This is a genomic window from Methylocaldum sp. MU1018 (genome assembly GCF_053646775.1).
The window spans coordinates 2,274,294-2,298,985 of the sequence record NZ_CM132195.1; the positions used below are offsets into that span (position 1 = coordinate 2,274,294).

Annotated in this window: 27 protein-coding genes, 1 tRNA gene and 2 pseudogenes; 9 read left to right on the forward strand and 21 right to left on the reverse strand. The window is 58.8% G+C overall.

Annotation, left to right across the window (positions count from 1 at the left end; all coding sequences use genetic code 11):
- Positions 1 to 79: 79 nt before the first annotated feature.
- Positions 80 to 283 carry a hypothetical protein gene (locus tag ACWJKU_RS10465; RefSeq protein WP_454142248.1) on the forward strand — a complete coding sequence of 68 codons (204 nt, stop codon included), beginning with the start codon at positions 80 to 82 and terminating at the stop codon, positions 281 to 283.
- Here the strand turns inward: ACWJKU_RS10465 and ACWJKU_RS10470 are convergent.
- The 6 genes from ACWJKU_RS10470 to ACWJKU_RS10495 all read right to left on the reverse strand — a co-directional run bounded on the left by ACWJKU_RS10470 (position 265) and on the right by ACWJKU_RS10495 (position 4,511).
- Positions 265 to 384 carry a GpE family phage tail protein gene (locus tag ACWJKU_RS10470; RefSeq protein WP_454142249.1) on the reverse strand — a complete coding sequence of 40 codons (120 nt, stop codon included), beginning with the start codon at positions 382 to 384 and terminating at the stop codon, positions 265 to 267. The genes ACWJKU_RS10465 and ACWJKU_RS10470 overlap by 19 nt on opposite strands.
- 8 nt (positions 385 to 392) lie before the next feature.
- Entirely contained in the window at positions 393 to 683 is a 291-nt protein-coding gene (locus tag ACWJKU_RS10475) for a phage tail assembly protein (protein ID WP_454142250.1), read from the reverse strand.
- A gap of 68 nt (positions 684 to 751) precedes the next feature.
- Positions 752 to 1,261 carry a phage major tail tube protein gene (locus ACWJKU_RS10480; protein ID WP_454142251.1) on the reverse strand — a complete coding sequence of 170 codons (510 nt, stop codon included), beginning with the start codon at positions 1,259 to 1,261 and terminating at the stop codon, positions 752 to 754.
- A 9-nt stretch (positions 1,262 to 1,270) separates the two neighbouring features.
- Positions 1,271 to 2,413 carry a phage tail sheath protein gene (locus ACWJKU_RS10485; RefSeq protein ID WP_454142252.1) on the reverse strand — a complete coding sequence of 381 codons (1,143 nt, stop codon included), beginning with the start codon at positions 2,411 to 2,413 and terminating at the stop codon, positions 1,271 to 1,273.
- Between the two features lie 50 nt (positions 2,414 to 2,463).
- Positions 2,464 to 3,039 (reverse strand): DUF4376 domain-containing protein, encoded by a 576-nt coding sequence (locus tag ACWJKU_RS10490; RefSeq protein WP_454142253.1) that lies wholly within the window; start codon positions 3,037 to 3,039, stop codon positions 2,464 to 2,466.
- Between the two features lie 14 nt (positions 3,040 to 3,053).
- Positions 3,054 to 4,511: a hypothetical protein gene (locus ACWJKU_RS10495; protein WP_454142254.1), complete on the reverse strand. Its 1,458-nt coding sequence runs from the start codon at positions 4,509 to 4,511 to the stop codon at positions 3,054 to 3,056.
- A 26-nt stretch (positions 4,512 to 4,537) separates the two neighbouring features.
- On the opposite strand from ACWJKU_RS10495, the pseudogene ACWJKU_RS10500 reads away from it, so the two are divergent.
- Both ACWJKU_RS10500 and ACWJKU_RS10505 read left to right on the forward strand, forming a co-directional pair.
- Positions 4,538 to 5,488, forward strand: a pseudogene (locus tag ACWJKU_RS10500) (IS3 family transposase); the annotation flags it as partial.
- 181 nt (positions 5,489 to 5,669) lie between these two features.
- Positions 5,670 to 6,621 (forward strand): IS5 family transposase gene (locus ACWJKU_RS10505; RefSeq protein WP_454142255.1). Its coding sequence is split into 2 segments (ribosomal slippage): positions 5,670 to 6,083 and positions 6,085 to 6,621, totalling 951 coding nucleotides; the frame shifts between segments, so codons are not numbered across the junction.
- Between the two features lie 245 nt (positions 6,622 to 6,866).
- Here the strand turns inward: ACWJKU_RS10505 and ACWJKU_RS10510 are convergent.
- The 4 genes from ACWJKU_RS10510 to ACWJKU_RS10525 all read right to left on the reverse strand — a co-directional run bounded on the left by ACWJKU_RS10510 (position 6,867) and on the right by ACWJKU_RS10525 (position 10,979).
- Positions 6,867 to 6,943 (reverse strand) — tRNA-Arg (locus ACWJKU_RS10510).
- A 21-nt stretch (positions 6,944 to 6,964) separates the two neighbouring features.
- Positions 6,965 to 8,974 carry a DNA helicase Rep gene (rep, locus tag ACWJKU_RS10515; RefSeq protein ID WP_454142256.1) on the reverse strand — a complete coding sequence of 670 codons (2,010 nt, stop codon included), beginning with the start codon at positions 8,972 to 8,974 and terminating at the stop codon, positions 6,965 to 6,967.
- On the reverse strand, positions 8,974 to 10,491 hold the full coding sequence (locus ACWJKU_RS10520) for a YifB family Mg chelatase-like AAA ATPase (protein WP_454142257.1): 1,518 nt from the start codon (positions 10,489 to 10,491) through the stop codon (positions 8,974 to 8,976). The genes rep and ACWJKU_RS10520 overlap by 1 nt, the downstream gene beginning before the upstream one ends.
- Positions 10,492 to 10,511: 20 nt before the next feature.
- On the reverse strand, positions 10,512 to 10,979 hold the full coding sequence (locus tag ACWJKU_RS10525; protein WP_454142258.1) for an accessory factor UbiK family protein: 468 nt from the start codon (positions 10,977 to 10,979) through the stop codon (positions 10,512 to 10,514).
- A 49-nt stretch (positions 10,980 to 11,028) separates the two neighbouring features.
- Between ACWJKU_RS10525 and glnK the strand changes: the two genes are divergently transcribed.
- Both glnK and ACWJKU_RS10535 read left to right on the forward strand, forming a co-directional pair.
- A complete protein-coding gene (gene glnK / locus ACWJKU_RS10530) occupies positions 11,029 to 11,367 on the forward strand; it encodes a P-II family nitrogen regulator (protein ID WP_454142259.1) in 339 nt (112 codons plus the stop codon).
- 13 nt (positions 11,368 to 11,380) lie between these two features.
- Positions 11,381 to 12,823, forward strand: a complete 1,443-nt coding sequence (locus tag ACWJKU_RS10535) for an ammonium transporter (protein WP_454142260.1) — start codon at positions 11,381 to 11,383, stop codon at positions 12,821 to 12,823.
- A gap of 71 nt (positions 12,824 to 12,894) precedes the next feature.
- Here ACWJKU_RS10535 and trxC read toward each other — a convergent pair whose 3' ends face one another.
- The 3 genes from trxC to ACWJKU_RS10550 all read right to left on the reverse strand — a co-directional run bounded on the left by trxC (position 12,895) and on the right by ACWJKU_RS10550 (position 14,750).
- Entirely contained in the window at positions 12,895 to 13,314 is a 420-nt protein-coding gene (gene trxC, locus ACWJKU_RS10540) for a thioredoxin TrxC (protein ID WP_454142261.1), read from the reverse strand.
- 24 nt (positions 13,315 to 13,338) lie between these two features.
- The gene (locus ACWJKU_RS10545; protein WP_454142262.1) at positions 13,339 to 13,647 is read right to left on the reverse strand and encodes a hypothetical protein; all 309 of its coding nucleotides are present in this window, start codon (positions 13,645 to 13,647) and stop codon (positions 13,339 to 13,341) included.
- Between the two features lie 131 nt (positions 13,648 to 13,778).
- Positions 13,779 to 14,750 (reverse strand): transporter, encoded by a 972-nt coding sequence (locus tag ACWJKU_RS10550; RefSeq protein WP_454148202.1) that lies wholly within the window; start codon positions 14,748 to 14,750, stop codon positions 13,779 to 13,781.
- Between ACWJKU_RS10550 and ACWJKU_RS10555 the strand changes: the two genes are divergently transcribed.
- Positions 14,727 to 15,200: a hypothetical protein gene (locus ACWJKU_RS10555; protein WP_454148204.1), complete on the forward strand. Its 474-nt coding sequence runs from the start codon at positions 14,727 to 14,729 to the stop codon at positions 15,198 to 15,200. The two genes, ACWJKU_RS10550 and ACWJKU_RS10555, sit on opposite strands and share 24 nt — an antisense overlap.
- A 33-nt stretch (positions 15,201 to 15,233) precedes the next feature.
- Here the strand turns inward: ACWJKU_RS10555 and ACWJKU_RS10560 are convergent.
- The 7 genes and pseudogenes from ACWJKU_RS10560 to ACWJKU_RS10590 form a co-directional block, all read right to left on the reverse strand.
- A pseudogene (locus tag ACWJKU_RS10560) lies at positions 15,234 to 15,446 on the reverse strand (AMIN domain-containing protein); the annotation flags it as partial.
- Between the two features lie 410 nt (positions 15,447 to 15,856).
- Entirely contained in the window at positions 15,857 to 17,284 is a 1,428-nt protein-coding gene (locus tag ACWJKU_RS10565; RefSeq protein ID WP_454142263.1) for a sigma 54-interacting transcriptional regulator, read from the reverse strand.
- Between the two features lie 120 nt (positions 17,285 to 17,404).
- Complete coding sequence (locus ACWJKU_RS10570) at positions 17,405 to 17,902, reverse strand: hypothetical protein (protein WP_454142264.1); 498 nt, start codon at positions 17,900 to 17,902, stop codon at positions 17,405 to 17,407.
- A gap of 17 nt (positions 17,903 to 17,919) precedes the next feature.
- Positions 17,920 to 18,582: a C39 family peptidase gene (locus tag ACWJKU_RS10575; protein WP_454142265.1), complete on the reverse strand. Its 663-nt coding sequence runs from the start codon at positions 18,580 to 18,582 to the stop codon at positions 17,920 to 17,922.
- Between the two features lie 50 nt (positions 18,583 to 18,632).
- Entirely contained in the window at positions 18,633 to 18,992 is a 360-nt protein-coding gene (locus ACWJKU_RS10580; protein ID WP_454142266.1) for a hypothetical protein, read from the reverse strand.
- Between the two features lie 100 nt (positions 18,993 to 19,092).
- Positions 19,093 to 20,022, reverse strand: coding sequence for a hypothetical protein (locus ACWJKU_RS10585; RefSeq protein ID WP_454142267.1), 930 nt, complete (start codon positions 20,020 to 20,022; stop codon positions 19,093 to 19,095).
- A gap of 90 nt (positions 20,023 to 20,112) precedes the next feature.
- On the reverse strand, positions 20,113 to 21,018 hold the full coding sequence (locus tag ACWJKU_RS10590; protein WP_454142268.1) for a hypothetical protein: 906 nt from the start codon (positions 21,016 to 21,018) through the stop codon (positions 20,113 to 20,115).
- 516 nt (positions 21,019 to 21,534) lie between these two features.
- On the opposite strand from ACWJKU_RS10590, the gene ACWJKU_RS10595 reads away from it, so the two are divergent.
- Positions 21,535 to 21,954 (forward strand): secondary thiamine-phosphate synthase enzyme YjbQ, encoded by a 420-nt coding sequence (locus ACWJKU_RS10595; RefSeq protein ID WP_454142269.1) that lies wholly within the window; start codon positions 21,535 to 21,537, stop codon positions 21,952 to 21,954.
- An 84-nt stretch (positions 21,955 to 22,038) separates the two neighbouring features.
- On the opposite strand, the gene ACWJKU_RS10600 is transcribed toward ACWJKU_RS10595, so the two are convergent.
- On the reverse strand, positions 22,039 to 22,176 hold the full coding sequence (locus ACWJKU_RS10600) for a DUF2897 family protein (protein WP_454142270.1): 138 nt from the start codon (positions 22,174 to 22,176) through the stop codon (positions 22,039 to 22,041).
- 173 nt (positions 22,177 to 22,349) lie between these two features.
- Between ACWJKU_RS10600 and ACWJKU_RS10605 the strand changes: the two genes are divergently transcribed.
- Positions 22,350 to 23,600 (forward strand): hypothetical protein, encoded by a 1,251-nt coding sequence (locus tag ACWJKU_RS10605; RefSeq protein ID WP_454142271.1) that lies wholly within the window; start codon positions 22,350 to 22,352, stop codon positions 23,598 to 23,600.
- Complete coding sequence (locus ACWJKU_RS10610) at positions 23,593 to 24,681, forward strand: hypothetical protein (protein ID WP_454142272.1); 1,089 nt, start codon at positions 23,593 to 23,595, stop codon at positions 24,679 to 24,681. Before ACWJKU_RS10605 ends, ACWJKU_RS10610 begins: the two co-directional genes overlap by 8 nt.
- Positions 24,682 to 24,692 lie beyond the last annotated feature (11 nt).

The following is a 24,692-nucleotide window of genomic DNA, read 5'->3' on the forward strand; positions in this document are numbered from 1 at the left end:
TCTGTTGATGACGCCCGTCAACGGGCGCGATATCCGATCCGATAGGCTCAATACCAGACCCAACGCCAGGGTTCCATTCATGCTGATTTACTCGATGCTCGTACTGCTGGTTTATCTCGCCGCCATGGCCTTGGGGCTTTACGCGTGGTGGGACAGCGGACATTTCGGCATCGGGTTCGTTCTGTTCCTCCTGATCGCCGCCTTCGCCGCCATGCTGGGTCTTCCGCTGACGATCGGCAACCTGATCGCGGACGCCTGCAAACGTCACCGCTCATCAGTCTGAGTCCGTAGCGCCGCCTCCTCTCGCCAGGCCATCAACTCAGCCACGGACAGCCCGCACAGATCGGACAATGGCCAGTGGAACACTACGGCCACGTCCGCCATCGCCGACTCTACGCGCTCGGGGAGGCCTCCGTCGTATCCACGAAAAAATTCACCAACTCCAGGGATAGGCTGGTCAGGTCGCGGGCCGGGAGGTCCGCTAGCGCCGCCGCGTCCAGCGTAGGCTCACTCACCCGTTCCAGCACCTTGCTCACGGTGCCGACCTCCATCTGCAAAAGGTTTGCGAGGCTCACGCCGCGTAGTTCGCCGGCAGACGGCTCGCGCAGGGTAATCTCAGTGATCTCCTTGTCGCCCCTCTTGATCGGGGTCGACAGTTTCACGGTGTTCGACGTGTTTTTCATGTTTCGAATCTCTCAAAGTCAATCGTAGGATAGGCAACGGCCGTCAGGCCGTGCCCATCGATGGGGAACTATATGCCGAGCGCCGCGCGCTGCTGGGCCAGCCGATCGACGCCGCCGACGATCTCCTTCATACCGATCACGTCGATCTCGATCAGCGCTTCGCCGTTCAACAATTCCTTGTAATACGCGATCGCCACCTTCACCTTCATGTCCGAGTTGTCGCCAGGCTTCGCCGCGCCACGCTCGATTTCCTGCCAGCGCCCGCGCATCACCACCTCGATGGCGTCCGACTGTCCGCCGGCGTCGTCAGCCAGCGCCGCGCCCTTGAATCGCAACACGATGGCCTGGCTGTCGGCCATGCCGAATTGACGCAGCACCACAGGGTTGTACTCGGCTAGGGAGAATTCCGCCTCGAGCTTGTCCATGCCCATATCGATCGAGACCGGCGCATTCATCCCCCCGCCCCGGTAATCATCCATCTTGCGAGTCAGCTTCGGCAGAGTGATTTCCGGCACGCGGCCGGCGAACCCCACGCCATCGATGAACAAATTGAAGTTCTTCAGTTTTCTGGGCAGCATGCGACCCCCTTATTGAACCAGTTGAATCAGATACTCATTGGTGATGCTCTGGTAGAACATCAGGTTTTCCAGCGGCGGTACCGGCGTGAATTCGTAATCGATATGCAGCTCGCCGGCTTGGAGGGTCGTCACCTCGTTTTTGGCCGGATCCAGCCAGGCCTCGGCATCGACGATATAGCCCAGCGACTTCAAGTGCCGCATCTTGGCGTTGATCCCCTCGATGATGTCATGGATCAAGGTCTTGCTCATGGGCTTGTCGATCGCCCATAAATGCGCCTCGGCGATGGTATCGGCCAGGGCGTCGCCGGTACGGACGGCCGATTCGAAGGCGTACACCGGATCGTCACTGCAGGTGCGGGAGCCCCACAGTCGGAACCCGTCCTGGCGGATCAGCGTCGTCACCTCGTCGGCGTTCAAGAGATCCGCATCGGTCGCCGTGCTCTGCAAATCGAAGTACACATCCTTGGTCAATCCGACCACGCCGTTAACCGCCACGTTGGAAATGGTTTTGTGCCAGCCGATATCGTTGTCGATCCGGGCCCTTAGCCCCAGGGCCACGGCCGTGGCTTCCAGCGATTGGCCGTCCCAGCCTTTGAACTTGGGCCAAATCGTCATCAGGCGTTTGGACCCGAAATTGGACCGGTACAGGATCGCGGCGCTGACGGTATCCCCCTGACCCGCCACGTAGCCGAAGGCCCGCAACCGGTCGCACACGGATCCGATCTCCGTCGCCACCGCCTGGGTATCGAGGCCCGGCGCGCCGATGATGCGCGGCGTCACGCCCAGCTGCGCCTTGGCCGCCAGGAGGGCCTTGAGCCCGGTGTACTGGCCCTGCGCCGTCACCGTCCCGATCACCGCGGTATTCTGATCGTCCTCGATCTCCTCTTCCGCTACGCGGACCACGACGATGACCGGCGCGATCTGCTTGAAAATCGCCTCCAGCGTGCGCTTCAGCGTGCCGGTGGTGCCGGCCTTGCCGATCAGGGCCTGATTGCCGGCAATCAGCACAGGCGTGTCGAGCGGGAAGGCCGCGGCGTCGGCATCGTCGGCGGTGGCCACCAGGCCGATGATGCCGGTATTGACGGTTCGAATCGGGCGAGCGCCATTGGCCAGCTCGATGACGCGGACCCCATGATGGTATTCAGCGGGCATGGATGCCTCCTATGATCGAATAAAAGGAAAAATTTACCGTTGACATGGGCTTAGCCCCCGAAGGTTTCCGGCCAGCCGGAGGAAAAGTCATACGCAGCCGGGTCGTCTGCTACCTCCATTGCCGCTCGATGCATCTCTGCCACGGCAAACAGCCGTGCGTCCAAATCACCAGCGGCGGCCACGATATCGATGGCGAGTTGGGCCGTGATGTTGGCAAATGAGCCATTCATCGTTTTCCAGCGCACCGGCTGGCCCAGGATGACGATATCGTCCGTCATGCCCCCGCCGGCAGTGAGCAGGTCGCGCGCCCTGTCCTTCAAGCCGAGGTACTGGATGCGGCTGTCGGCATCGCTGTGGAACCATAACGTTCCGACTTTGATTCCGCCGGTCCTGCGCCTGTCACGCTCGGCTTTGATGGCCGTCCATTGCGCCGATTTCGCTCGTGCCGCCAGATCGTTCGCCCCTAGCGGCACGAGCGCATCGTTTTGCACCCGCCACTCTTGCCAGCTGCGGTATTGCTGCTCGGTGCAGGCAATTTGATCCTTGGCCAACGTGTCGGGTTCTTCGGAATACACGCAACGGGCGATCACGTTGCCTGCTTGGTCGAAATCCAAGGCGTAGAACATCCTCCTCCTCCTTACTAAGCCGGAACGAATAGGTACATCAGGCCCATCCGGATTGAATTACCGGCCCCTCCCGTGACGATTTTCTGGGTGACAGTGCACGGCACGCCGCCCAATACGCTGGCAGCGCCCATCTCCGTCATGCCCAACTGCGTGCCGTCGGTCATATAGGTAGAGCCATTGATGGTCACCTCGTGATAATGGCTGACAGGTTGCGGTGCGCTACTGTTCGCCACGGCCCACGCGTGGATCCTTCCGCTGCATGGAGAGGTGAACGTCAGTATGTTGGTGTAGGTCTGGTCCGCCGCGCTCGGAACAATGTCCTTATACGTCCATGCAGAACGCCCGGCTTTAAATGTTTCGCCATTCCTCACTTGGACGTGGCCGGATACAACAATCCATACGTTGTCGCCATCCGATACCATGGACATCGTGTCGCCCGGAAGCAATGTCAGATCAGTGACAGATTTATTATTGACAAGAATGGCGTCACCCGCCTGAGCAACGATCTCGATGGATCCGCTAGTGTTGTAGAAGGACAGCATCGATCCTGGCGGGACGTCGCCGGCGTCGGGCAACGCAACAATGTAGCTCGTACCAAATAAAAATATGCATTTTCCGGCATAGTCCGGGGTCAGCGTCGTTTCGCTCGTGACTTGTGTGCAGCCACTGAACGACATGCCGCGTGATCGCACGAAGGCGGTATTGGCGATCTTGGTACTGTTGTCGAACTGAGCCGGCGTCGGAGCGGTCGGCGAACCGGTGAACGCGGGACTCGCCAGCGGCGCCTTCGGCGCGACGGCAGTCTGAACGAAGGCGGTCGTCGCCAGCTTCGTCGAGTTGTCCCCCCCTGCCTGCGTCGGAGCGGTCGGCGAACCGGTGAACGCGGGACTCGCCAGCGGCGCCTTCGGCGCGACGGCAGTCTGAACGAAGGCGGTCGTCGCCACCTTCGTCGAGTTGTCCCCCCCTGCCTGCGTCGGAGCGGTCGGCGAACCGGTGAACGCGGGACTCGCCAGCGGCGCCTTCGGCGCGACGGCAGTCTGAACGAAGGCGGTCGTCGCCACCTTCGTCGAGTTGTCCCCCTCTGCCTGCGTCGGAGCGGTCGGCGAACCGGTGAACGCGGGACTCGCCAGCGGCGCGGCCCCTAATGTCCCCCGCGCCGTGGTTGCATCCACGGCGCCCAGCAGAGCGCGGGCGAAGGCGGTCAACGAGGTGAGCGCGACCGTATCCGGGCCGGTGCAGTAGAACATTTGATCGGCCGCTGTCGCGAGCGCGGCCAGGGCGTCTAGCAGGGCGTCCGCCGTCTGCTTGCCGTCGTTCAGCGTTTCGGCCAGTCCCTTCAGGAACTGGGTCCGGTTGGCGAGCTGCTCGGCCTGCCGGTTGGAAATTCCACCCGGCCCGCCCAGCACCGGATCGGATGTTTCGAGTTGGTAGATCCCCGGCTCCCATTGCGGGGTTTCGATTAGGTCAGCCATCAGGTGTTCCCGTAGTTGTATTGCTCGTCGTAATAAGGGAGCGCGAGGGCTGGATCGACCGGGAGGGACCCTTGGCGCCGAGCCGCCAGTGCGCCCTGGCGGGCGTCTCCCGCTCGATCCTTTATGCGCCCCGCCGCGAGGTGGAGCCCGATTCGGAGGACCTGGAACTGCTGGCGCTGATCGACGCGGAATACACCCGGCATCCCTTCTACGGCAGCCGCCGGATGACGATCTACCTGCGTGATCTGGGATACCGGGTCAACCGCAAGCGCGTCCAGCGGCTGATGAGGACGTTGGGGCTGGCGGGGATGGCGCCCGGGCCCAATAGCAGCCGTCCGCATCCCCGACACCCGGTGTATCCCTACCTGTTGCGGGGCGTGGAGATCGACCGTCCGGACCAGGTCTGGAGCGCGGACATCACGTACGTGCGCCTTCCCCGTGGGTTCGTGTATCTGGTGGCGGTGATCGACTGGTACTCGCGCAAGGTGCTGGCCTGGCGGGTCTCGAACACGCTGGACAGCGGCTTCTGCGTGGACGGCCTGGAACAGGCGCTCCGGGTTTATGGCGCCCCCGAGATCTTCAACAGCGACCAGGGCTGCCAGTTTACCGCGGAAGCTTTCACGGGGAAGTTAACGGAGTACGGGATCGCCATCAGCATGGACGGGCGCGGGCGGGCCTTGGACAACATCTTCGTCGAGCGCCTCTGGCGGAGCGTCAAGCACGAGGACGTGTATTTGAGGGGTTATGCGGGCCTGCCGGAATTGCTGGTGGGGCTGACATGCTACTTCGAGTTCTACAACACGGAGAGGAAACATCAGTCGCTGGGCTACCTCACGCCGGACCAAGTCTACCGGACCGCCATCGGCGGTGGCGCCAGGATCGTGGACAACTTCACCGGCGGGGAAACCGCCGAAAAATCAAACCAAACCAAATCGGGGCCGCGCCGTTCCGCGGCGAGTGATCCGGCACCCTCTTAAATTCGGTTCGAATTTGTCTTGACCAGGGGTCCACTTAAATTACAAGGTCTGACCCCGTTGATGACCCAAGCCGTTTGCTGAATATATCCCGACACTGAGTCCGCCGTTTATTGTTTTGTTAGGGAACCTCTGAATAAATGGCCATGTTAAGCTTGCTTCATCTTACTGGAGTGGTGACGCGATGAAACAAGCCAGCTTTGCCTCCCTGACTTTTGACGCCAAGAAGAAACAGACCCGGCGGGAGAAATTCCTGGCCGAAATGGACCAGGTGATGCCCTGGGAGGCGCTGTTGGCGGTGATTGAGCCCTACTATCCCAAGGCCGGTCGCCGGGGACGTCAGCCGATGCCGCTGGCGACGATGTTGCGGATCTACTTCATGCAACAGTGGTATGCGCTGTCCGATCCGGACATGGAAGACGCCTTGTACGAGATCGAGTCGATGCGACGGTTCGCCGGGCTGGAACTGGTGGAAGATGCGCTCCCGGATGAAACGACCATCCTCAACTTCCGGCGCTTGCTGGAGCAGCACGCGTTAACCGCAAAGCTGATGAACACCATCAACGATGTATTGGAACAGAAGGGTCTGCTGCTCAGGGGGGGGCACGATGGTGGACGCGACCATCATTCATGCAGCGCCATCGACCAAGAACAAGACCAAGTCGCGCGACCCGGAGATGCGCCAGACCAAGAAGGGCCATCAGTGGTACTTCGGCATGAAGGTGCATGTGGGAGCGGATATCCACAGCGGGCTGGTGCATACGGTGTCGGTGACGCCGGCCAATGTCTCGGATATCAGCCAACTGCCCGAGTTACTGCGGGAAGACGACCGGGCGGTGCTGGGTGATGCCGGTTATGTCAATAACACCTTCAAGCGGGCGGCCCGCCGAGCCGGCGTGTTCTGGGGCGTGGCGCTGAAGGCGCGTCCCAAACGCACGCTGACAAGCGGACAGAAACGGCGTAACCGCAAAATGGCTTCGGTGCGCAGCCGGGTGGAACACATTTTCCGGGTGGTCAAGTGCCAGTTTGGCTACCTCAAGACGCGTTATCGGGGAATCGCGAAGAACGCCGCCCAAGTCTTCACGCTGATGGGGCTGACCAACCTGTATTTGAAGAGGCATGCGTTGATGAGTTGACGGGCGAAGTCTGCCCGCGGTTCGCCCAACCGGGCGAATCCGGCCGGAAGGATCGGAGAAAACAGCGGAAAAATCGGATTTATCGCATGCTTGCGTGGGTTTTTTCAGACAAGCCGGATTCTACTGGACCAATGTGGGCTTTATTCAGAGGTTCCCTAGAGTGACAAAACCCTTACTGCTCGGAGACCGTAGATTTTACGGTTGTTTTGTAAAGCCTTGTGACACAAGGCGCTTTGGCTGTAATTTGGCGCGCCCGAGACGACTCGAACGTCCGACCTTTGGCTCCGGAGGCCAACGCTCTATCCAACTGAGCTACGGGCGCATGCCGCGCATTCTACAGGATTTAGGATCGGTTTAATAGACTCCGGACGGCGGCGAAACTGTCCATGGCGCGTTCTTTTTTTTGTTCGGGATCGAGCGCCCGTCGTTCCGGCCATTCGAGTTCTTCTTCCGGCAGTTCGCTCAGAAAACGGCTCGGTTCGCAGTCCATGATTTCGCCGTGGCGCTTTCGGTGCGTGCAGTAGCTCAAGGTCAGAAGTTTCTGCGCGCGGGTGATGCCTACATAGGCCAATCGGCGTTCTTCCTCGATCGTGTTTTCTTCGATGCTGGTCTGGTGCGGCAGCAGGTTTTCCTCCATGCCGACCAGGTAGACATACGGGAACTCCAATCCTTTGGCAGCGTGCAGCGTCATCAGATTGACCCGGTCGCCGGCATTTTCTTCCTGGTTGCGTTCCAGGATATCGAGCAACATGATCCGGGAGACGACTTCCGCGAGGCTCTTTTCTTTTTCGTCCTCTTTGGCGATACGCTTGAGCCAATCGGTCAATTCGCGGACTTGCCCCATCTTGCGCCGGGCGATGTCTTCGCTGTTGCTGGTCTCTCTCAGCCAGTTTTCATATCCGATCTTGGCGATGAAATCGTCGATCACGGCGAAGGTGTCGCCGCGCTGGGCGCGATCCGCGACGTCGGTGATCCATTCGGCGAAGTGGCGCAGGCGATTTATGGCCGTTTCGCCGAGAGACTGTTGAAGCCCCAATTCGAAGCAGGCGGCAAACAGGCTGATATGCCGCCGGTTGGCATAAGCGCCGAGCTTTTCCAAGGTGGTCGGTCCGATCTCCCGGCGCGGAACGTTGACGACGCGGAGAAAGGCGGCATCGTCGTCCGGATTCACCAGTAGCCGCAGATAGGCCATGATGTCCTTGATCTCGGCGTAGCCGAAGAAGGACATTCCGCCGCTGATGAAATAAGGGATGGCGTGCTCCCGCAAAGCCCGCTCGAAAAGCCGCGATTGATGGTTGCTGCGATACAGAATGGCGTAATCCTGAAATCGGGTGCCGTGGCGGAATTTGTGATGCAGCAAGTCGGATGCGACTTGCCGCGCTTCGGCGACTTCTTCCTTATGGGTGAGCACACGCAGCGGATCGCCGTATCCGAGCGCGCTCCACAAACGCTTTTCGAACACGTGAGGGTTATTGGCGATGAGCTTGTTGGCGACCCTCAGAATCCGGCCGGTCGATCGGTAGTTCTGCTCCAGTTTGATCACCTTGAGCCGCGGGTAATCGCGCTGCAACTGGGCGAGGTTTTCCGGCTGCGCGCCGCGCCAGGCGTAAATCGACTGATCGTCGTCGCCGACCACGGTAAAACGGCCGAGCTTCCCGGTCAGCAGCTTGACCAGTTCGTATTGGGTCAGGTTGGTGTCCTGGTATTCGTCCACCAATAAATAGCGTATCCGGTTGCGCCATTTATCGAGGATCTCCGCGTGTTCGTGAAACAGCAGAACCGGGAGCAGGATCAGATCGTCGAAGTCCACCGCATTGTAGGACTTCATGTGGCGGACATATTCGGCATAGAGCCGCGCGGCGGGATATCCGTCGCCCTGCCCTTCCGCGATGGCGCGCTCCGGTGTCACGAACAGATTCTTCCACCGGCCGATGCGCCAGATATAGCTTTCCGCCTCGTCGATATCCCAGTTTTCCGAGCCGTGCTTGATGAGCTCCTTGGTCAGCGCCAGACGGTCGTGCTCGTCGAAAATGGAGATATTTTTCTTGAAACCGAGCGCACCGTGCTCCTCGCGCAAGATTTCGAGGCCCAGCGAATGGAAAGTGGATACCGTCAAGCCGCGCAGATCCTTGTCGGAAAGAAGCTTGCCGACGCGGCTCTTCATTTCGCGCGCCGCCTTGTTGGTGAAGGTTACGGCGGCGATGTGCCTCGCCGGGGTACCGTGCTTGACCAGATGGGCGATCTTTTCGGTGATCACCCGGGTTTTGCCGCTGCCCGCTCCGGCGAGAACCAGAAGCGGGCAATCCAAAGTGGTGACGGCAGCAAGCTGCTGCGGATTCAGTTGAGAGACCATCAAGCGACCGAAGATGTGCGGTCGAGCCGCCGGAAAGCGATGGCTTCGCCGAGATGTGGAACGGTGATCTTTTCCGCACCGGCGAGATCGGCGATGGTGCGGGCGAGTTTCAGGATGCGGTGATAGGCGCGGTGCGACAATCCGAGCTTCTCGGCGGCCTGCTCCAGTAGCCGGTGCCCTTCGTCGGTCAACTGGCAATACCGCTTGATTTCCTGCGGCGTCATCGAAGCATTCGGCTTCCCGGTCCGCTGCAAGGCGATATCCCGCGCCGCTATCACGCGCCGGCGGATATCGGCGCTTTTTTGCTCTCCGCCGGGCGCGCCTTGGCGCAGCATGTCTTGAGAGACGCGCGGCACTTCGATGTGCATGTCGATGCGGTCGAGCAAGGGCCCCGAAATCCGCGCACGATAACGCTGAACCTGTTCCGAAGTACAGCGGCAGCGCCCCGACGCATCGCCCAAATAGCCGCACGGGCACGGGTTCATCGCGGCGATGAGCTGGAACCGGGCCGGGAAATCCACCTGCCGCGCGGCGCGGGAAATCGTGATGCAACCGGTTTCCAACGGCTCTCTCAAAACTTCCAGTACCTTGCGGTCGAATTCGGGCAATTCGTCGAGAAAAAGGACGCCGTTATGCGCCAGGGACACTTCTCCCGGCTTGGGATTGCCGCCACCGCCCACCAAGGCGGGCGCCGAGGCGGTATGGTGCGGCGAGCGGAACGGCGGAACGCGCCAGCGCCGCGGATCGAAAGGCAGATCGCTGACCGATGCGATGGCAGCGCTTTCCAGGGCTTCTTCGTCGGTCAACGGCGGAAGAATGCCCGGGAGCCGCACCGCCAGCATGGATTTGCCGGTTCCCGGCGGTCCGAGCATCAGGAGATTGTGGCGTCCGACGGCGGCGACTTCCAATGCCCGCTTGGCGTGAAAGTGTCCGTGCACGTCCGCGAAGTCGGGGAGATATTCCAGGGCGGCAGCGGTTCCCTCGGATGCCTCGAACGGAATCGGCTGTTGGCCGTTCAAGTGGGCGCAGACTTCGAGGAGATGGCGTGCCGCAAGAATTTTAGCGCCCTCGGCCAGAGCCGCTTCGCCCGCATTCTCTTTGGGAGCGATCAATGCGCGTCCCGCCTGCTTCGCCTGAATCGCGACCGGCAGCACGCCGCTCACCGGACGCAATTCGCCGCCCAGAGAAAGTTCGCCCACGCATTCGATTTCCGGCAGACGCTCGCTCCTGATTTGTCCCGATGCGGCCAGGATGCCCAGCGCGATGGCCAGATCGAAGCGGCCGCCTTCCTTGGGAATGTCGGCGGGCGCCATGTTCACGGTGATTCGCTGAAGCGGGAACTCGAACCGACAGTTCAGAAGCGCGCCTCTCACGCGATCCTTGCTTTCCTTTACCGCAGTTTCCGGGAGGCCGACGATGGAAAGGCTCGGCAGTCCGTTGGAGATGTGCACCTCGACGGTAACCAAGGGAGCCGCGATGCCTTGCCTGCCTCGAGTGTACACGACGGCCAGGGACATGAATTCCTCGCCCGTCCGGTTTATCGATCGAGGATCTGCTTTTCCAGCTCGGCGACTCGCGTTTCCAGCCGCTCCAGCTGCTCGCGCGTTCTCGCAAGGACGGCGGTTTGCACTTCGAACTCTTCCCGGCTGACCAGATTCATCTTCGCGGCGGAGGCCTGGAGAATTGCGCGGAAGTTCTTTTCCAAATCGTCCTGCACCCTGAGGAAGTCGGACGGCACGGCCTCGGCAAGACGCCTGGCCAGATCGTTTAAGGTGGTTTTATCGAACATAGTGGAAAAAGAATAGCCGAGTGAACCCACGAGCGTCCAGTGAAACGCCTTTCCGCCGCGCGCACCGTCCGGGTGCAGGCCGAATCGGGCGCCCCGCGATGGTGCATTTTGACGGCCGGCCGGCCTGGCAATCGCATTGTTTGCTGGGGTAATGGCGTGATAAACGCTTGGCACAGGTTCTGCTTCCAGGTTGATGCGCGCCTCGATGCCGAGCAAGGCTCCGCCGTCCGGTACCGAATCAACGATCCCATAGGAGAACCCTTACATGAAATTTGTGACCGCGATTCTAAAGCCTTTCAAGTTGGACGATGTCCGGGAGGCACTGTCCGATGCCGGCATTTCCGGCATTACCGTTACCGAAGTGAAAGGATTCGGCCGGCAGAAGGGACATACCGAGTTATACCGGGGCGCCGAATACGTCGTCGATTTTCTGCCCAAGGTCAAACTCGAAGTCGCGGTAGCCGATGAGCAATTGGACGCCGCGATCGATGCCATCTCGAAGACCGCGAATACCGGAAAAATCGGCGACGGCAAGATTTTCGTGCTCGACCTCGAACAAGTGATTCGTATCCGCACCGGCGAGACCGGGGCAGAGGCGCTTTAAGGAGTAAAGCCGCATGAAAAAAATCCTGACCGTTTTCGTCTTGTCCATATCGCTGGGCTTGACGGGATTCGCATTCGCCGAAGAGCCCGCTTTTCCGCCAGGCGAACCGGCGATCGATTCGGCCGCTCCTGCTGCGACGCCCGCTCCGGTTCCCGACAAAGGGGACGTCGCCTGGATGATCGCGGCTACCGTGTTGGTCATATTGATGACCGTTCCCGGACTTGCGCTGTTCTACGGCGGCATGGTGCGCGCCAAGAACATGCTGTCCGTCCTCATGCAGGTGTTCGTGATTTTCTCGTTGATGGTGCTGCTATGGGCGATATACGGCTACAGCATCGCGTTTACCGAGGGAAACGCCTTTTTCGGCGGGTTCGGTAAAGCATTTCTGAAAGGCGTCACGCCGGAATCGCTTGCCGCTACGTTCAGCAAAGGGGTCTATGTTCCGGAATATGTCTACGTCGTATTTCAGGCGACCTTCGCGGCCATCACCCCGGCCCTGATCATCGGCGCGTTCGCCGAACGGGTGAAATTCTCCGCGGTGCTGATGTTCATGGTGCTGTGGTTCACCTTCGCCTATCTGCCGATGGCTCACATGGTCTGGTTCTGGGCGGGTCCGGATGCGTACACGGATGCCGCGGCCGCCGAAGCCGCCGCCAAGACGGCCGGTTTTCTTTTCCAGAAGGGCGCTCTGGATTTCGCCGGCGGCACCGTGGTGCATATCAACGCCGGCATCGCGGGGCTGGTCGGCTGCCTCTTGATCGGCAAGCGCATCGGCTACAAAAAGGAATTCATCGCGCCCCACAGCGTGACGATGACCATGATCGGCGCATCGCTGCTCTGGGTGGGCTGGTTCGGCTTCAACGTCGGATCGAATCTGGAAGCCAACGGCGTCGCCGCCCTGGTTTTCGCCAATACCTTGCTCGCAACCGCCGCAGCGACCCTGGCCTGGATGTCGGCCGAGTGGCTCGCCCGGGGCAAACCGAGCATGCTGGGCGCCGCATCGGGAGCAATCGCCGGTCTCGTCGCCATCACGCCGGCCTGCGGCTTCGTCGGCCCCACGGGTAGCATCGTTCTCGGCCTGATGGCCGGCGCCGTCTGCTTCTGGGCGGTCACCAGCTTGAAAAACATTTTGGGCTATGACGACTCGCTCGATGTGTTCGGAGTTCACGGCATCGGCGGCATCATCGGCGCATTGGGTACCGGCATATTCGCTTCTCCTGCGCTCGGAGGAGCCGGCGTGTACGATTACGTGGCCGATGCGGTCGGCGAGTACGACATGACGGCACAAGTGATTAGCCAGATCTGGGGCGTGGGAACCGCCATCGTCTGGTCAGGGGCGGTGTCTTTCATCGCCTACAAGATCGTGGACAGGCTGATCGGGCTTCGGGTTACCGAAGAAACCGAACGTCAAGGGCTCGATACCAGCGAGCACGGCGAAACCGCCTACCATCTCTGATTCCCTCGGGTGCTCTTCTTGTCATATCTGTGACGGGCGCCCTTCGGGCGCCTTTTTTACGGCGCGTCCGGTCAGCGGGACAAAATCCAGCGGCGGAGATCTGCCGTGCTCACGGCCCCCGTCACCCGATCGACTTCTCTTCCGGCCTTGAACAGCACCAAGGTGGGAATGCTGCGAATATCGAAACGCCCGGCGAGACCGTTTTCCGCATCGACATCGACTTTGGCGAAACACGTCCGCCCGGCCAGTTCGCTCGCCAATTGTTCGATCACCGGCGCCACCATTTTGCACGGCCCGCACCAATTCGCCCAAAAGTCGACCACGACGGGCAAATCGCCTTTCCCGATATAGGCGTCGAAATTTCCTCGGGTCAGATTTACCGGCCGCCCGCTCACGAGATCTTGCCGGCAATCTCCACATTTCGGCTTGTCTTTCACCCGCTCCGGGGGAACGCGGTTTACCGTCATACAGAAAGGACAGACGATATGCATGTCTTTGCTCCGAAATCGTTCCCGCTATTCGTCTTCCAGATCGCGATCCGGATTCCAGCCCTGGGCTTTCGCTCGAGCCACCGCCTCTGCCTGAATGCGCAGGTATCGTTGGCGAAGCTCCTCGGGAAAATTGCGCACCGAAAAGCCATGGCGGGCCCAGTTTTCCTGGACCTTCTCCCACAAATTTTCGATGCCTACCGCTTGCCATCCGGCGCACGTCTCGGATTCGGGAATCAATTGGAAAGCCCAGGCGTCCCGGACGATGCGGCCGATGTCCGTCATGCCGCCGTAGAGATCGTTATGGATTCCGATATAAGGCTCGTTTTTGTTCATATCAACGCGCGGATATCAAGATAAGCGGCAATTCTACAAAGGTCCGTAATGAAGCGCAGCAGGTTTGCTCCGGCCGGTTTCTTCGCCGGCGGGAATGCGGTGAAAAAAGCCCGAAAGCCGTTTCGCGGGAATCAATTAAACGGCGAAAAGAGCATCGGCAGTCTCAGAGTCAACTTGGCATCCTGTGCGTCCTCCGTGGCTCCGATGCTCACCGAGAGATTCAGGCTGGTGTCTCTTGTGAGCTTGAAAGAATAACCCAATAGAAACTCCCCGATATCCAGATTCGATCCCGGGACGGTGTCTCCGTCCACCGTGGTATCGAATACGTGCCTGTGCGAGTATCCGATGCTGAAGGATGAGCGCTCGTTGATGCTGAACCCCAGCCCGAAGCTTGCGCCTATCGAGTCGCCGGGATCGACCTTTCCGATATTCTGGTCGGTCTCGGCGTTATATCCATAATTCAGATTTGCGTAAAACACGGCCGGATCGGTCGGATATAACGCCGTGACGCTCGGCTGAACGCTGAAGTAACCCGTGCCGGTCGGGAGTTCGGTCGGAAACTGCGCTCCCGGCACGCCTTGAGCCAGGGCATATTTGATATCGAAGGGGCTTTTTCCGGTAGGAATCGTGCCCGCGAGATTTCCCACGAATATCGGCCAGCCGCCGGCTCCGCTATTGAACTGGTAACGCGCCGTAAACTCCAGATCGCCCAAATCGGCTCCATCGGCATTGAAGGTTTCATCTACGCCGGCGCCGATCGAGACGGCTCTCGACCGCTGCGTATCTTCCCTGTAAATGAAAGGAACGCGGCCGCTGATCTCGAGCCGGTCGGTAACGCCGTAGCGACCGGTAATCGCCCCGATAAAGGTGTGCCGGTCGATTTCTCGGAGGTCGATCAAACCGATGGCGATGGCCGGAATGAACGTGAACGCATCGAGAAAAACCCGATTATTGCTCGCGTAGTCGTATTCCAGCGATGGCTCTACGATCAGCATGTTCTTAGGCGTCAACACGCCGCCTACGGTTTCGGAAATTCTCGGCAGTTCCGGCGGCTTGGCCTTCTCCGCCGGTTCCAGAGATTGCCCGACAGGTCCCTTAGGCATCGGCGGCTGCTTATTATCGGCAACCTTGATGCCGCCTCCGGGCCGATTTTCAGCCCGTTTCGCCTGCGCCGCCCCCGGATTCGCGGCGGCTGGCCTGCCGGGCATGCCTCCGGCCAAGCGCTCGACCTGATTTTGCAGCGCCAGCAGCTTTTGCTGTTGTTCCTCGAAAGCTTTTCTCTGATTTTCCAGGATCCGCTGCTGCTCGGCCAATGCGCGCCGCAACTTGTCAAGCTCGCTGATATTCGCCGCGTCATCGGCAACCTTCTGTCCTCGAGAAACGAGAACGGCCCTGGTTTTTCCGACTCCGGCAGCGCCAACGCCCTGACCGGCCCGCGCCGCCAATGCCGTTTTAGGAAAATCGACCAGAAGCTTGGACGCCCCTCCCTGCAGAGTCGGCTCCCACATTTGGGTAAAAGTCGCGGGCCGTTTCAGATCGATGATCAGGCGTAAATCGCCATTGGCTTTCGAATCTCCCGTCACGCGAGAAAACAAAGAATGATTTCGGGGCGGTTGGGGAAGTACTCCGCCGATTCGGCTGTCGGGAAAATTGATAATCAGGCGATTCGGACTATCCGAAAGGGAAGCTTGCACCGAAATGTCATCCGAAGCCGATATCTCCAGCCTGAGCGCATCGGCCGACTCCTTATACTCTACATCGGTAATTTCCACTCCGAAGCAGAGAGATCCCAGAGACATCCCAAAGATCGAGGAAATAACGTGTAAACGCAACGACGTACCCTCCCTGGGTCCTTGTCCTATTTTTGTGACGTAACAGAACGTACTTTAATTTTACTGTTTTGGCAAGCGGGTATAGGAAGGATTTGCGTAGACCAGAAATTATCAGAATTTATTTAAGATTTCGCTTTTAAATTTAATTCTTAAACCCTCTACAAGCAGTCGATTGCAAAGAATATTTTTACCACGAAAAAATCTCTACTTTGGCTTAGGTCATCTATTTTAAACAACATCAACAATCTAGTATCGGCCGATAATATGTGACCGATATATCGATGGTTATCATGATGTATTTATTATTTTTATCTATTTATTATCAATCCATTATCGGATATTCCTCAAAAAATACCGCACGAGCGTTGCCCGGCTGATTAATCAAGGTGTTCGACTCCGGGCGGCGTGGCCGTAATCGAATGTTTTTCCATCAAGCGATAGAGCGTCACGCGCGAAACTCCGAGCCGGCGCGCCGCGCTGGTAACGCTCTTGGACTCCGCCAAAGCCGACATCACGGCTTGCTCGACCGCTTGAGCCTTTATCTCTTTAAGCGTTCGCCCGCTAAGCCTGGTGGAACGCGGCAGGCCCAGATCGGCTTCGGTAATGAGGCGGCCTGTCGAAAGAACGGCGGCCCGATTCACGCAACCCATCAACTCCCGTACATTGCCCGGCCACGGATAATCCAGGATTGCCGCAATCGCTTTCTTGGATAGCCGCTTCGCATTGCGCCTTTTTCCCCGATTGAATCTGTCGACGAAATACTCCGCGATTTCGGCCGCGTCGGTATCCCGCTGTCTTAGAGGGGGCACCTCGATCTGCAACACATTAAGCCGGTAAAATAGGTCTTCCCGGATGGCGCCGCTGGTCACCGCCTCTCGCAATTTCGGGCTTGCCGAGACGATAATCCGCACATCGACCGGACGCGATTCTTTCGAGCCCAGGGGCGTCAATTCCTTTTCCTGCAAGAATCGCAGCAGCGAAACCTGTCCCAAGGGGGAGAGATTCTCGATTTCGTCCAAAAACACGGTACCTTCCCCTGCGGCTTCGAAATGCCCCACCCGTTCTTCCACCGCGCCGGTAAACGCTCCCTTGCTGTGCCCGAAAAACTCGCTTTGCACCAGCGTTTCGGGAATCGCTCCGCAGTTCACGGCAATGAACGGTTTTTCCGCTCGGGACGACAAGCCGTGAATCGCCCGCGCGATGAGTTCCTTGCCCACTCCGGTTTCCCCGGCAATGATTACCGGCTCATTGCTTCGGCTGATTTTCTCGATATTGTCATAGACCAAGGACATGGCCTTGCTCGATCCGATCAATCCAAATCTCTGATTGATCGCCAGGCGCAACTCCCCGCGACCGGCCTCGCCGAGTTTTGCGGCTCCGTAGGCATGTCCCAGCGAGTATGCCAGCCTGCGGATGTCCACGGGAGTCGTGTGAAAATCGAAAAAGAAAGAACTCAGGAAAGAAGCATGTTCCATGGAATTCATGCTCCCCGGATCGACGATCGCAATCCACTCCGTGGATGAGCTTTCGTTGATGACCGTGAGCAATTCGCTCTGCATTTCCTCGCTGAAGCTGGCATCGAGCAGGACGATGCCGACATGGATTTTGCCTGATGCGAGGCATCTGATCGCTTCTCGAGCATCCATCGAAATATGGGCTTTCCAGCCCTTTTCGGCAAGGCTCTTCGCCAGGCCGAGCGAATCGGCCCAGCCTGGCTGAAGCAAAATCAGGTCCCTGACATCTCCCCAAGCCTGATTGACCGGAAACGCTCTCTCGATCCGAGAAATCCCAGCTATTAGTTCCATCTGCTTTCCCATCCTTTTGATTAGACGAGCCGTTTACGTCTTCCTGATCACCGAAACCGCAATGTCGATCGACCTATTCCGATTATTTCTCCTATCAAGCGATGTCGTCCGATTATGAAATCACGGCGCAAACCCGTGGCTCGACTGTCCAAAACCGCTCATGTTCTTGATATTCGAAAGGGTTATGTCGACAGATCGCAGCAGGCTTATCGCCTGATTATCCAGAGTATTTCCAATGACGGCGATGTTGTTCATGGCGGCATCCGTCATCGCGAAATTGCTAGGGCCGTTATTGACGATCGCCCCGCGCAACTGGTCGAGGGTCAAATTGTTGGCTAGCTCGAAACGGTCCGAAAACCGCTCTTGCCCGTTAACGAATACCGATGTGGCGAGGGAGAAATCGATCACCATTCCATTGTCCAAGACGAATCCGCCGCGTAATTCATCGAGTTCGGCATCCTTAGCCGCTGTCCAGTCCGTGCCCGAATCTGTGGCGCTCCGATCGTCGGCAGCATAAAGTCTTGCTGCTTGAAGGGCCAAAGCGAAAAAGATGATACTCAGAACCGCCCGTTTAATGCCAGCTTTTTTAGCTCTTCGAACATCCTTGCCCGAAACCATAATATTACCCCTTGTTTCTAAAAGTCATATCGCCCCGGTTGCAATAAATTGAAGGAAGCGAGGCTGCCGTTATCAAGCGCTATGCCCAATGGCGCTTTCGGGCTCAGGAGCCATTCGTCTTCGTTGTTGAAATATTGCCCTGCAATATTCTTTTTGTTTCGGATGACAAACAGAATGCGATTCTCCCAAAGTTCTATAAACGTCGGGAGATCGACCCTTTTCAAACCTACGGCCGGATCGCCGAGCAACACCGTGGATTGATCGGCCCCCTTTATGATGACGAAATGCAGATATCCATGATTATTGATGATGGTGATCGCCGGTACGTCGGCCCGCACCAATTCCTCCAGGCCGATTTTGAAGCCGTCGGCCTTGTACCCTCGGCGTTCGAGATAAAGCTTCATGTCCAGCAAGGAAAAACCTTGCTTTTGTATTCTTTGCTGATCTCCGTGCTTCCACATGTCGGCGAACACTTCCAGTTCGCCGACGGTATCTTCGTAATGAAACGACAACAAGCTCGCCAGCGCCGCAGAACCGCAGCTAAAGTCGTACTGTTGCTTGAGAATGGTCTTGAACCGTCTTTCCGCGTAACTCGTTATGCCGATGTTATAAAACCCCGGTCCCGCTATTCCGTCGGAAAACTGTACGGCGCCGGCATTGCCGTCCGGCGCTGCGCTCATAAGGCACAGGGCAAGCAAGAAATTTGAACGAAAAAAATCGTTGCTTCCGTTCATGGCATTATGGTGACGTTTATGCTTGTGTAATCTTGAATGATGACGTTGTTACCGGTGTTCTGAATGACCGATACGACGCCGCTGGCCCCGGCGAAGGCGCCGCTTTCGATGGCGTTATATGTAGTAATGCCGTTGCTAATCGCCTGATTATCGGCAAGTGTCGCCTTGAGCGCGCCGTGGACGAACGCCAAATCGTCCACGCCCTCGCGGGCTCTCTCCTCGCCCAAATCGCCGTTCGCGACCGCCGCGTGCGATTCGGAGGCAAATTCGACTTCTTCGTCGAGATCGCTCGCGTGGCCGGTCAACCAGAAACAACTCATGAGAAAACACAGGGCTCCGGTCCATCCTTTTTTCATCGCTCACACCTCATTTCCCTCTTAAGGCTTCAGCGGAGAGGGGACCGGCGAGCGTTTCGGCGCTCACCGGTACTTCCAATCGACTGCTATCCCGTCAATCTCACCGAGTGACGTTCACAGTGCCGAACACGTTGGCACTTTGCTGAACCAGAGCGCCGGCACCCTGGTTTTGCACCAGCTGAGTGATGCCAGCGGCGCCGTTGACGGCATTATTGATGCTGTTGGATTCATCGAATCCGGGCGTTCCGGCGAGGGCGACGCCGGTCTGGGTTACGGTCACAGTCGAAACCTCGGCGCTGAGGTTGACTTCGGTGTTGCTGAAATTGACGGTACCGTCGTGGTTGGCCACGTCGTGGTCGCCGTAGGCAACCTGGGCGCTGACCTCGTTTACGCTCTTGTCGATCGTCGCATCGCCGTAGTTATTGGCGTATGCGACATCCCCGCCGCCGGTCGCCGAGCTGTGATCGCTGTTGTCGATCGAAGCCGTGCCCCCGTTGTTCGCGGCGGCGCCGTAGGACTCGGCGTAGGCGGAGCTGTTGTCGGAGCGATCCGAATTGTCGGTGGTCGCGGTGCTCCCGTTGTTCGCGGCGGCGCCGTAGGGTTCGGCGTAGGCGGAGCTGTTGTCGGAGTTATCGATGTTATGGGAGTTGGATGACCTATCGGAGTTATCCGTCGCGGTCGCCGTGCTTCCCCGGTTTGCGGCCGCCGCCTGATTGCCCCCCGCGGAAACGTAGCTGTTGTCGGAGCTATTCGTCGCCGTCGACGTGCTGTCGTGGTTCGCATTGGCGACTGTGCCGCCATAGGCGTTGGCGCTGTTGTCGGAATTGTCCGTCGCAGTCGATTCGCTGTGGTTGTTCGCCGCGGCGTTCGTCAGGCCCTGCGAGGCCGTCGCGGAGCTGGCGTCGACCGCCACGTTCGTGCTGCCATCCGAGTTGTCGTTGGCGGTCGTCGGTTCAGCCCATGCCTCCGCCGACACGCCCAATGCCAGGCCGATACCGGCAGCCAGTAAAGTCTTCCTGAAGTTCGTCATCGTCTATCTCCTTGAATGAATGAGAGCTGGGTTGAATTCCAAGTTTCAACCCAGAAGGTTTCCGATCAACCGGCTGTCTCTTCGTCAATCTCACCGGCTGACGTTCACAGTGCCGAACACGTCGACATTCTGCTGAACCAGAGCGCCGGCGCCCTGGTTTTGCACCAGCTGAGTGATGCCGGCGGCGCCGTTGACGGCATTATTGATGCTGTTGGATTCATCGAATCCGGGCGTTCCGAGGATGGCGACGCCGGTCTGGGTTACGGTCACACCCGTCACCGCGGCGCTGAGGTTGACTTCGGTGTTGTTGAAATTGACGGTACCGTCGTGGTTGGCCACGTTGTGGTCGCCGATGGCGAGCTGGGCGCTGAACTCGTTCGCGCTCTTGTCGATCGTCGCCGAGCCCCCGTTGTTGGCGTATGCGGCATCCCCGCCGCCAGTCGCCGAGCTGTGATCGCTGTTGTCGATCGAAGCCGTGCCCCCGTTGTTCGCGGCGGCGCCGCCGGCCCCGGCGGTAGCATAGCTGTTGTCGGAGCGATCCGAATTGTCGGTGGTCGCGGTGCTCCCGTTGTTCGCGGCGGCGCCGCCGGAATCGGCGGTAGCATAGCTGTTGTCGGAGTTATCGGTGTTGTGGGAATAATACGAGTTGTCCGAATTATCCGTCGCGTTCGCCGTGCTTCCCCGGTTCGCGGCCGCCGCTTGCGCGCCGAAAGCGCTCACGGAGCTGTTGTCGGAGCTGTCCGTCGCGTTCGCCGTGCCTCCGTTGTTCGCGTTGGCCGTCGTATAACCTCCGGCGTTGGCGCTGTTGTCGGAGTTGTCCGTCGCGGTCGATGTGCTGTGGTTGTTTGCCGCAGAATTCGTGAAACCATTGGTAGCCGCCGCGGAGCTGGCGTCGACCGCCACGTTCGTACTGCTACCCGCGTTGCCGTCGGCGGTCGTCTGTTCAGCCCATGCCTCCGCAGAAACGCCCAGTGCCAGGCCGATACCGGCTGCCAATAAAGTCTTCCTGAAGTTCGTCATCGTCTATCTCCTTGAATGAATGGGGACCGGATTGAACTCCAAGTTCCAACCCAGAGCGTCCTTCCGAACGCTGCCATATTCCCATCAACATCCGTGCCATGTTTTCATATAACTGTTTTTAAACAGTTTTTTAAGACATGAATGGGGTCGTTTTTGTAAATACAATGGAACATCCGGATTCCCCGGGATCTTCATCGAAGCCTGGTTTCTTTTGCGCCTCGATGGTCTAGCCTTGCCGAAGGCCGATCGTATTATTAATAAGTCGTTGATATATAAAACATCTCAAATCACCAACATAACGCTGCCGTCCGATTCATAAAATGTAAAATTTTCTGACACGGCGGCTTTGCCGGCTTTTTCCGGTTATCGGTTCGACGGCGTTGTAAAGATGCCGCCGCGGGTACGAAATCTCGGCTTGAGAACGGCACCGATCTGTCGCACCATTTGCGATTACGGCGGAAAGAACACTCAAACGACAGGAGAACACCCGACATGAAAAGCTATCGCAAAGAGCTTTGGTTCAATGCGCCAAGCCGGATCGCCTTCATAAACATCACGCCTCAGGTGGAGGCGTGCCTGAGAGAGAGCGGAGTACGCGAAGGTCTCGTTTTGGTCAACGCCATGCACATTACCGCATCGGTCTTCATCAACGACGACGAACCCGGACTGCATCGCGATTTCGAGACCTGGCTCGAAAACCTGGCGCCGCACGAACCGATCAGCCGCTACCTCCACAACCGCACCGGCGAAGACAATGGCGACGCGCACTTGAAGCGGCAGGTCATGGGCCGGGAAGTGGTCGTGGCGATTAGCGACGGACAGCTCGATTTCGGACCGTGGGAACAAATTTTTTATGGCGAATTCGACGGCCGCCGCAAGAAACGGGTTTTGGTGAAAATCATCGGCGAATAAGCCGCCGATGACGGTGGAAGCGGAACTCGGCCGACAAGCGCCGGTCGCGCCCGTGCGGAAGGCGCGCGGCAGCTTTCAGCGCGGTCACCAGGTCTCGTCGTCGTCCTTATAGGGTTTCGGCTTGACCGAATCGGGGATCTTGGGCTTTTTCGCGGTTCGAAGCAGAACCATCAGATTACCGAGAACAACGGCGACGACCAGCACTATTGCAATCCAAAACATTCCCATGGCGATCACATCTTCACAAACGCATGATTAAGGCTCTAGGATAAGCCGAAAATACACCTGCTCCCGAGGATTCTTACCGCTTCGACTCCGATGCCAGAACAATTGCTCGACAATCAGCGCCCAGCAAAGCTCAGGCGGCGAAGCTCCGGCCGCGAAGGTTCCGCTTCGTGAGCGCGCCGGCCTGGCGCATCGGCCAATTTTTGAATGCCGTTCAGAGCACCTTCGTCGGCCTGCTGCGGGTCTGGTCCGTACCTATCGTCCTGCTGCTCAGCATTGCCGAGGGCTACAACACCTGTTACGGCCTCAGCTATTTCATCACGCCCTGGATCGCGCTGATCATGACCGTCGCCGTGCAATCCATGATCGTAATCTGCACTTTGGAGCTGGCCGGCATGCACTGGCGCGCCAACCCCCTGCGTTACGCCAGCGTGGTGTTGTCCCTGTTGGTGGCACTGACCATATCGGTGTCGTTCGCCTACTTCAGGTTTTACGAATTTTCCCAGCGGGATGCCATCCTGCTCGATCGGCAGACTGCCGTGATTCGCGACGCGAACGGCTATATCGAGGACGTGGTCGGCCTCGATAGCCGGCTCACCGCGGCCCAGCAGACCCGCGTCGAACAGGCCTCGGACGAGGCCACGCGGGCTTACCTCGGCACCCATCCGGGAATGCAGGGACAGATCGGCAAAGGCAAGGTCTGGAGTTACTACAACGAGATCCTGCAAGACGAGCAGGCCAAACTGAAACGGCTGGATGCCCTATCCAAGGAGCTGGAACAGCGATTGTCCGAAGTCAGGACCTCGCTTCAGGAATTTTCTCTCCGGATCAACGATTCCGCGATTTACGAGCGGCTGATCCTGGCTTTCCAGAAGCTCCAAGGGGAAGCGGAAATCCTGGCCGCAACTTATGGCGCCTCGCCCATCGAAGCGCCCCGATTCGGCTCCTACGCCGAATTTTCCCGCGGCCTCACGCCGTCCTTCGCCATGTGGGAGAACATGTCCTGGTTCACCCTGGCCTGCGCCGCCATGGTGGACTTCTTCATCCTGTTCCTGTCCTATCGGCTGGAATCCACCGCGCCCGGCCCGCTCACCGAAGACGAGAAAAGTCTGGCTTACCTCGGAATCCGGCAGTTCAGCCAATTCACCATCAACAAAAACGACGAATTGGAGTTCGTCATCGAAAAAACCGAGTTGGAGCGGGCCCGCCGTTATTCCGACTGGACCCGGATGTTTTCCGTGGCCTTTCTGCTGAATCGGGGCTATCTTCGCAAGATCAGCGACAAGTCGGTGGAGTTCGCCCCCAACCTCTACCCGATCATCGCCGAGCGCATCAATGCGCGGCAAGCGGGCGAAACCTTGGGCGGGGCGGCCAACGAAAGCGAACTCGAAGACATCCTGAAGAGAAAAGGTTATGTTTGAGGACGGCCCGGCCGATTCCGGCGCGCATTGGGAAGCGGGTTTCGAAGGCGACCGGCGCGTCGTCGTTTCCGTTCTCGGCCCTTACCGGCGCCTGTTTCCTCGCCCCAAGCGCTTCGTACGGCGTTTTTATCACCGCGTGTACGAACTGAAAATCGAGGACTGGCAAATCCCCCTGGAACCCTTGCGGTTGGGCGCGCTGTGCACCATCGAGGCGGCGCTGTCGGTCCGCTTTCAGCCAACCGTCCGATACGCGCGGGAAAACCTCGACCACATCGCCGACCTCGGCGCCTACATCAGGGCGCATTATCGGACGCTGTTGCAGGATGCGGCGGAACAGGCGCTGAGACGGCTGGAACAGGCGACGGGATTCGAAGACAGGCATGCCCGCATGGAACGCCATATCGAAGACGTCGTCAACGAGCTTTTGGCGATGCGCGATATCCAATGCCGTACGCGCTGCACGATCCAAACCGTTTTCGCCGACCTGGAAACGCTCGACGAGCATGCCGAAACCATAGACGAGAAGCACAACGGCATCTATCTCGAATTGATCCGGCGCCGCCGGCACGTCAGCGAACGGCTGGCCCGCGAGCACTTCGAGCGCGAAGCGAACGAACGCAAGCTCAAGCTGGAGCACGAAGAGCGAATGCTCGAACTGATGCGGCGCGAAGCGGAATTGCGCAAGGCCCAACGGGATCACGAGACCGAACACGCCCGCGCCGAATTGACGGCCGAAGAGCTTCGCGCCGCGGAGCAATATGACAGCGAAGTGCGCCTCCGTGAGGAACGAATCCGCCACGAAACCCGTTTGAAGCAAATGGAACTGGAGGCCGATCTGGCCGAAAAACACCGCCGCGCCGGAGCCCTGGACGACATCGAGAATCAGCTCAAGCGGGAAATCGAATTGCTCGCTATGGAGCGCCAGCGCCTGCTCCTGGAAGAAGAAATACGCGACGTCAAGGTCGCCAAAGCCAAGGGCTGGATCATCAATGCCAAGCGCCGATTTCCCTTGGGCGACAATCCCAAGGCGCTGAATCCGCAGCAGGATGCCGACATCTCGCAGAGTCCAGACAAGGATTGAGCCCTTTCTTC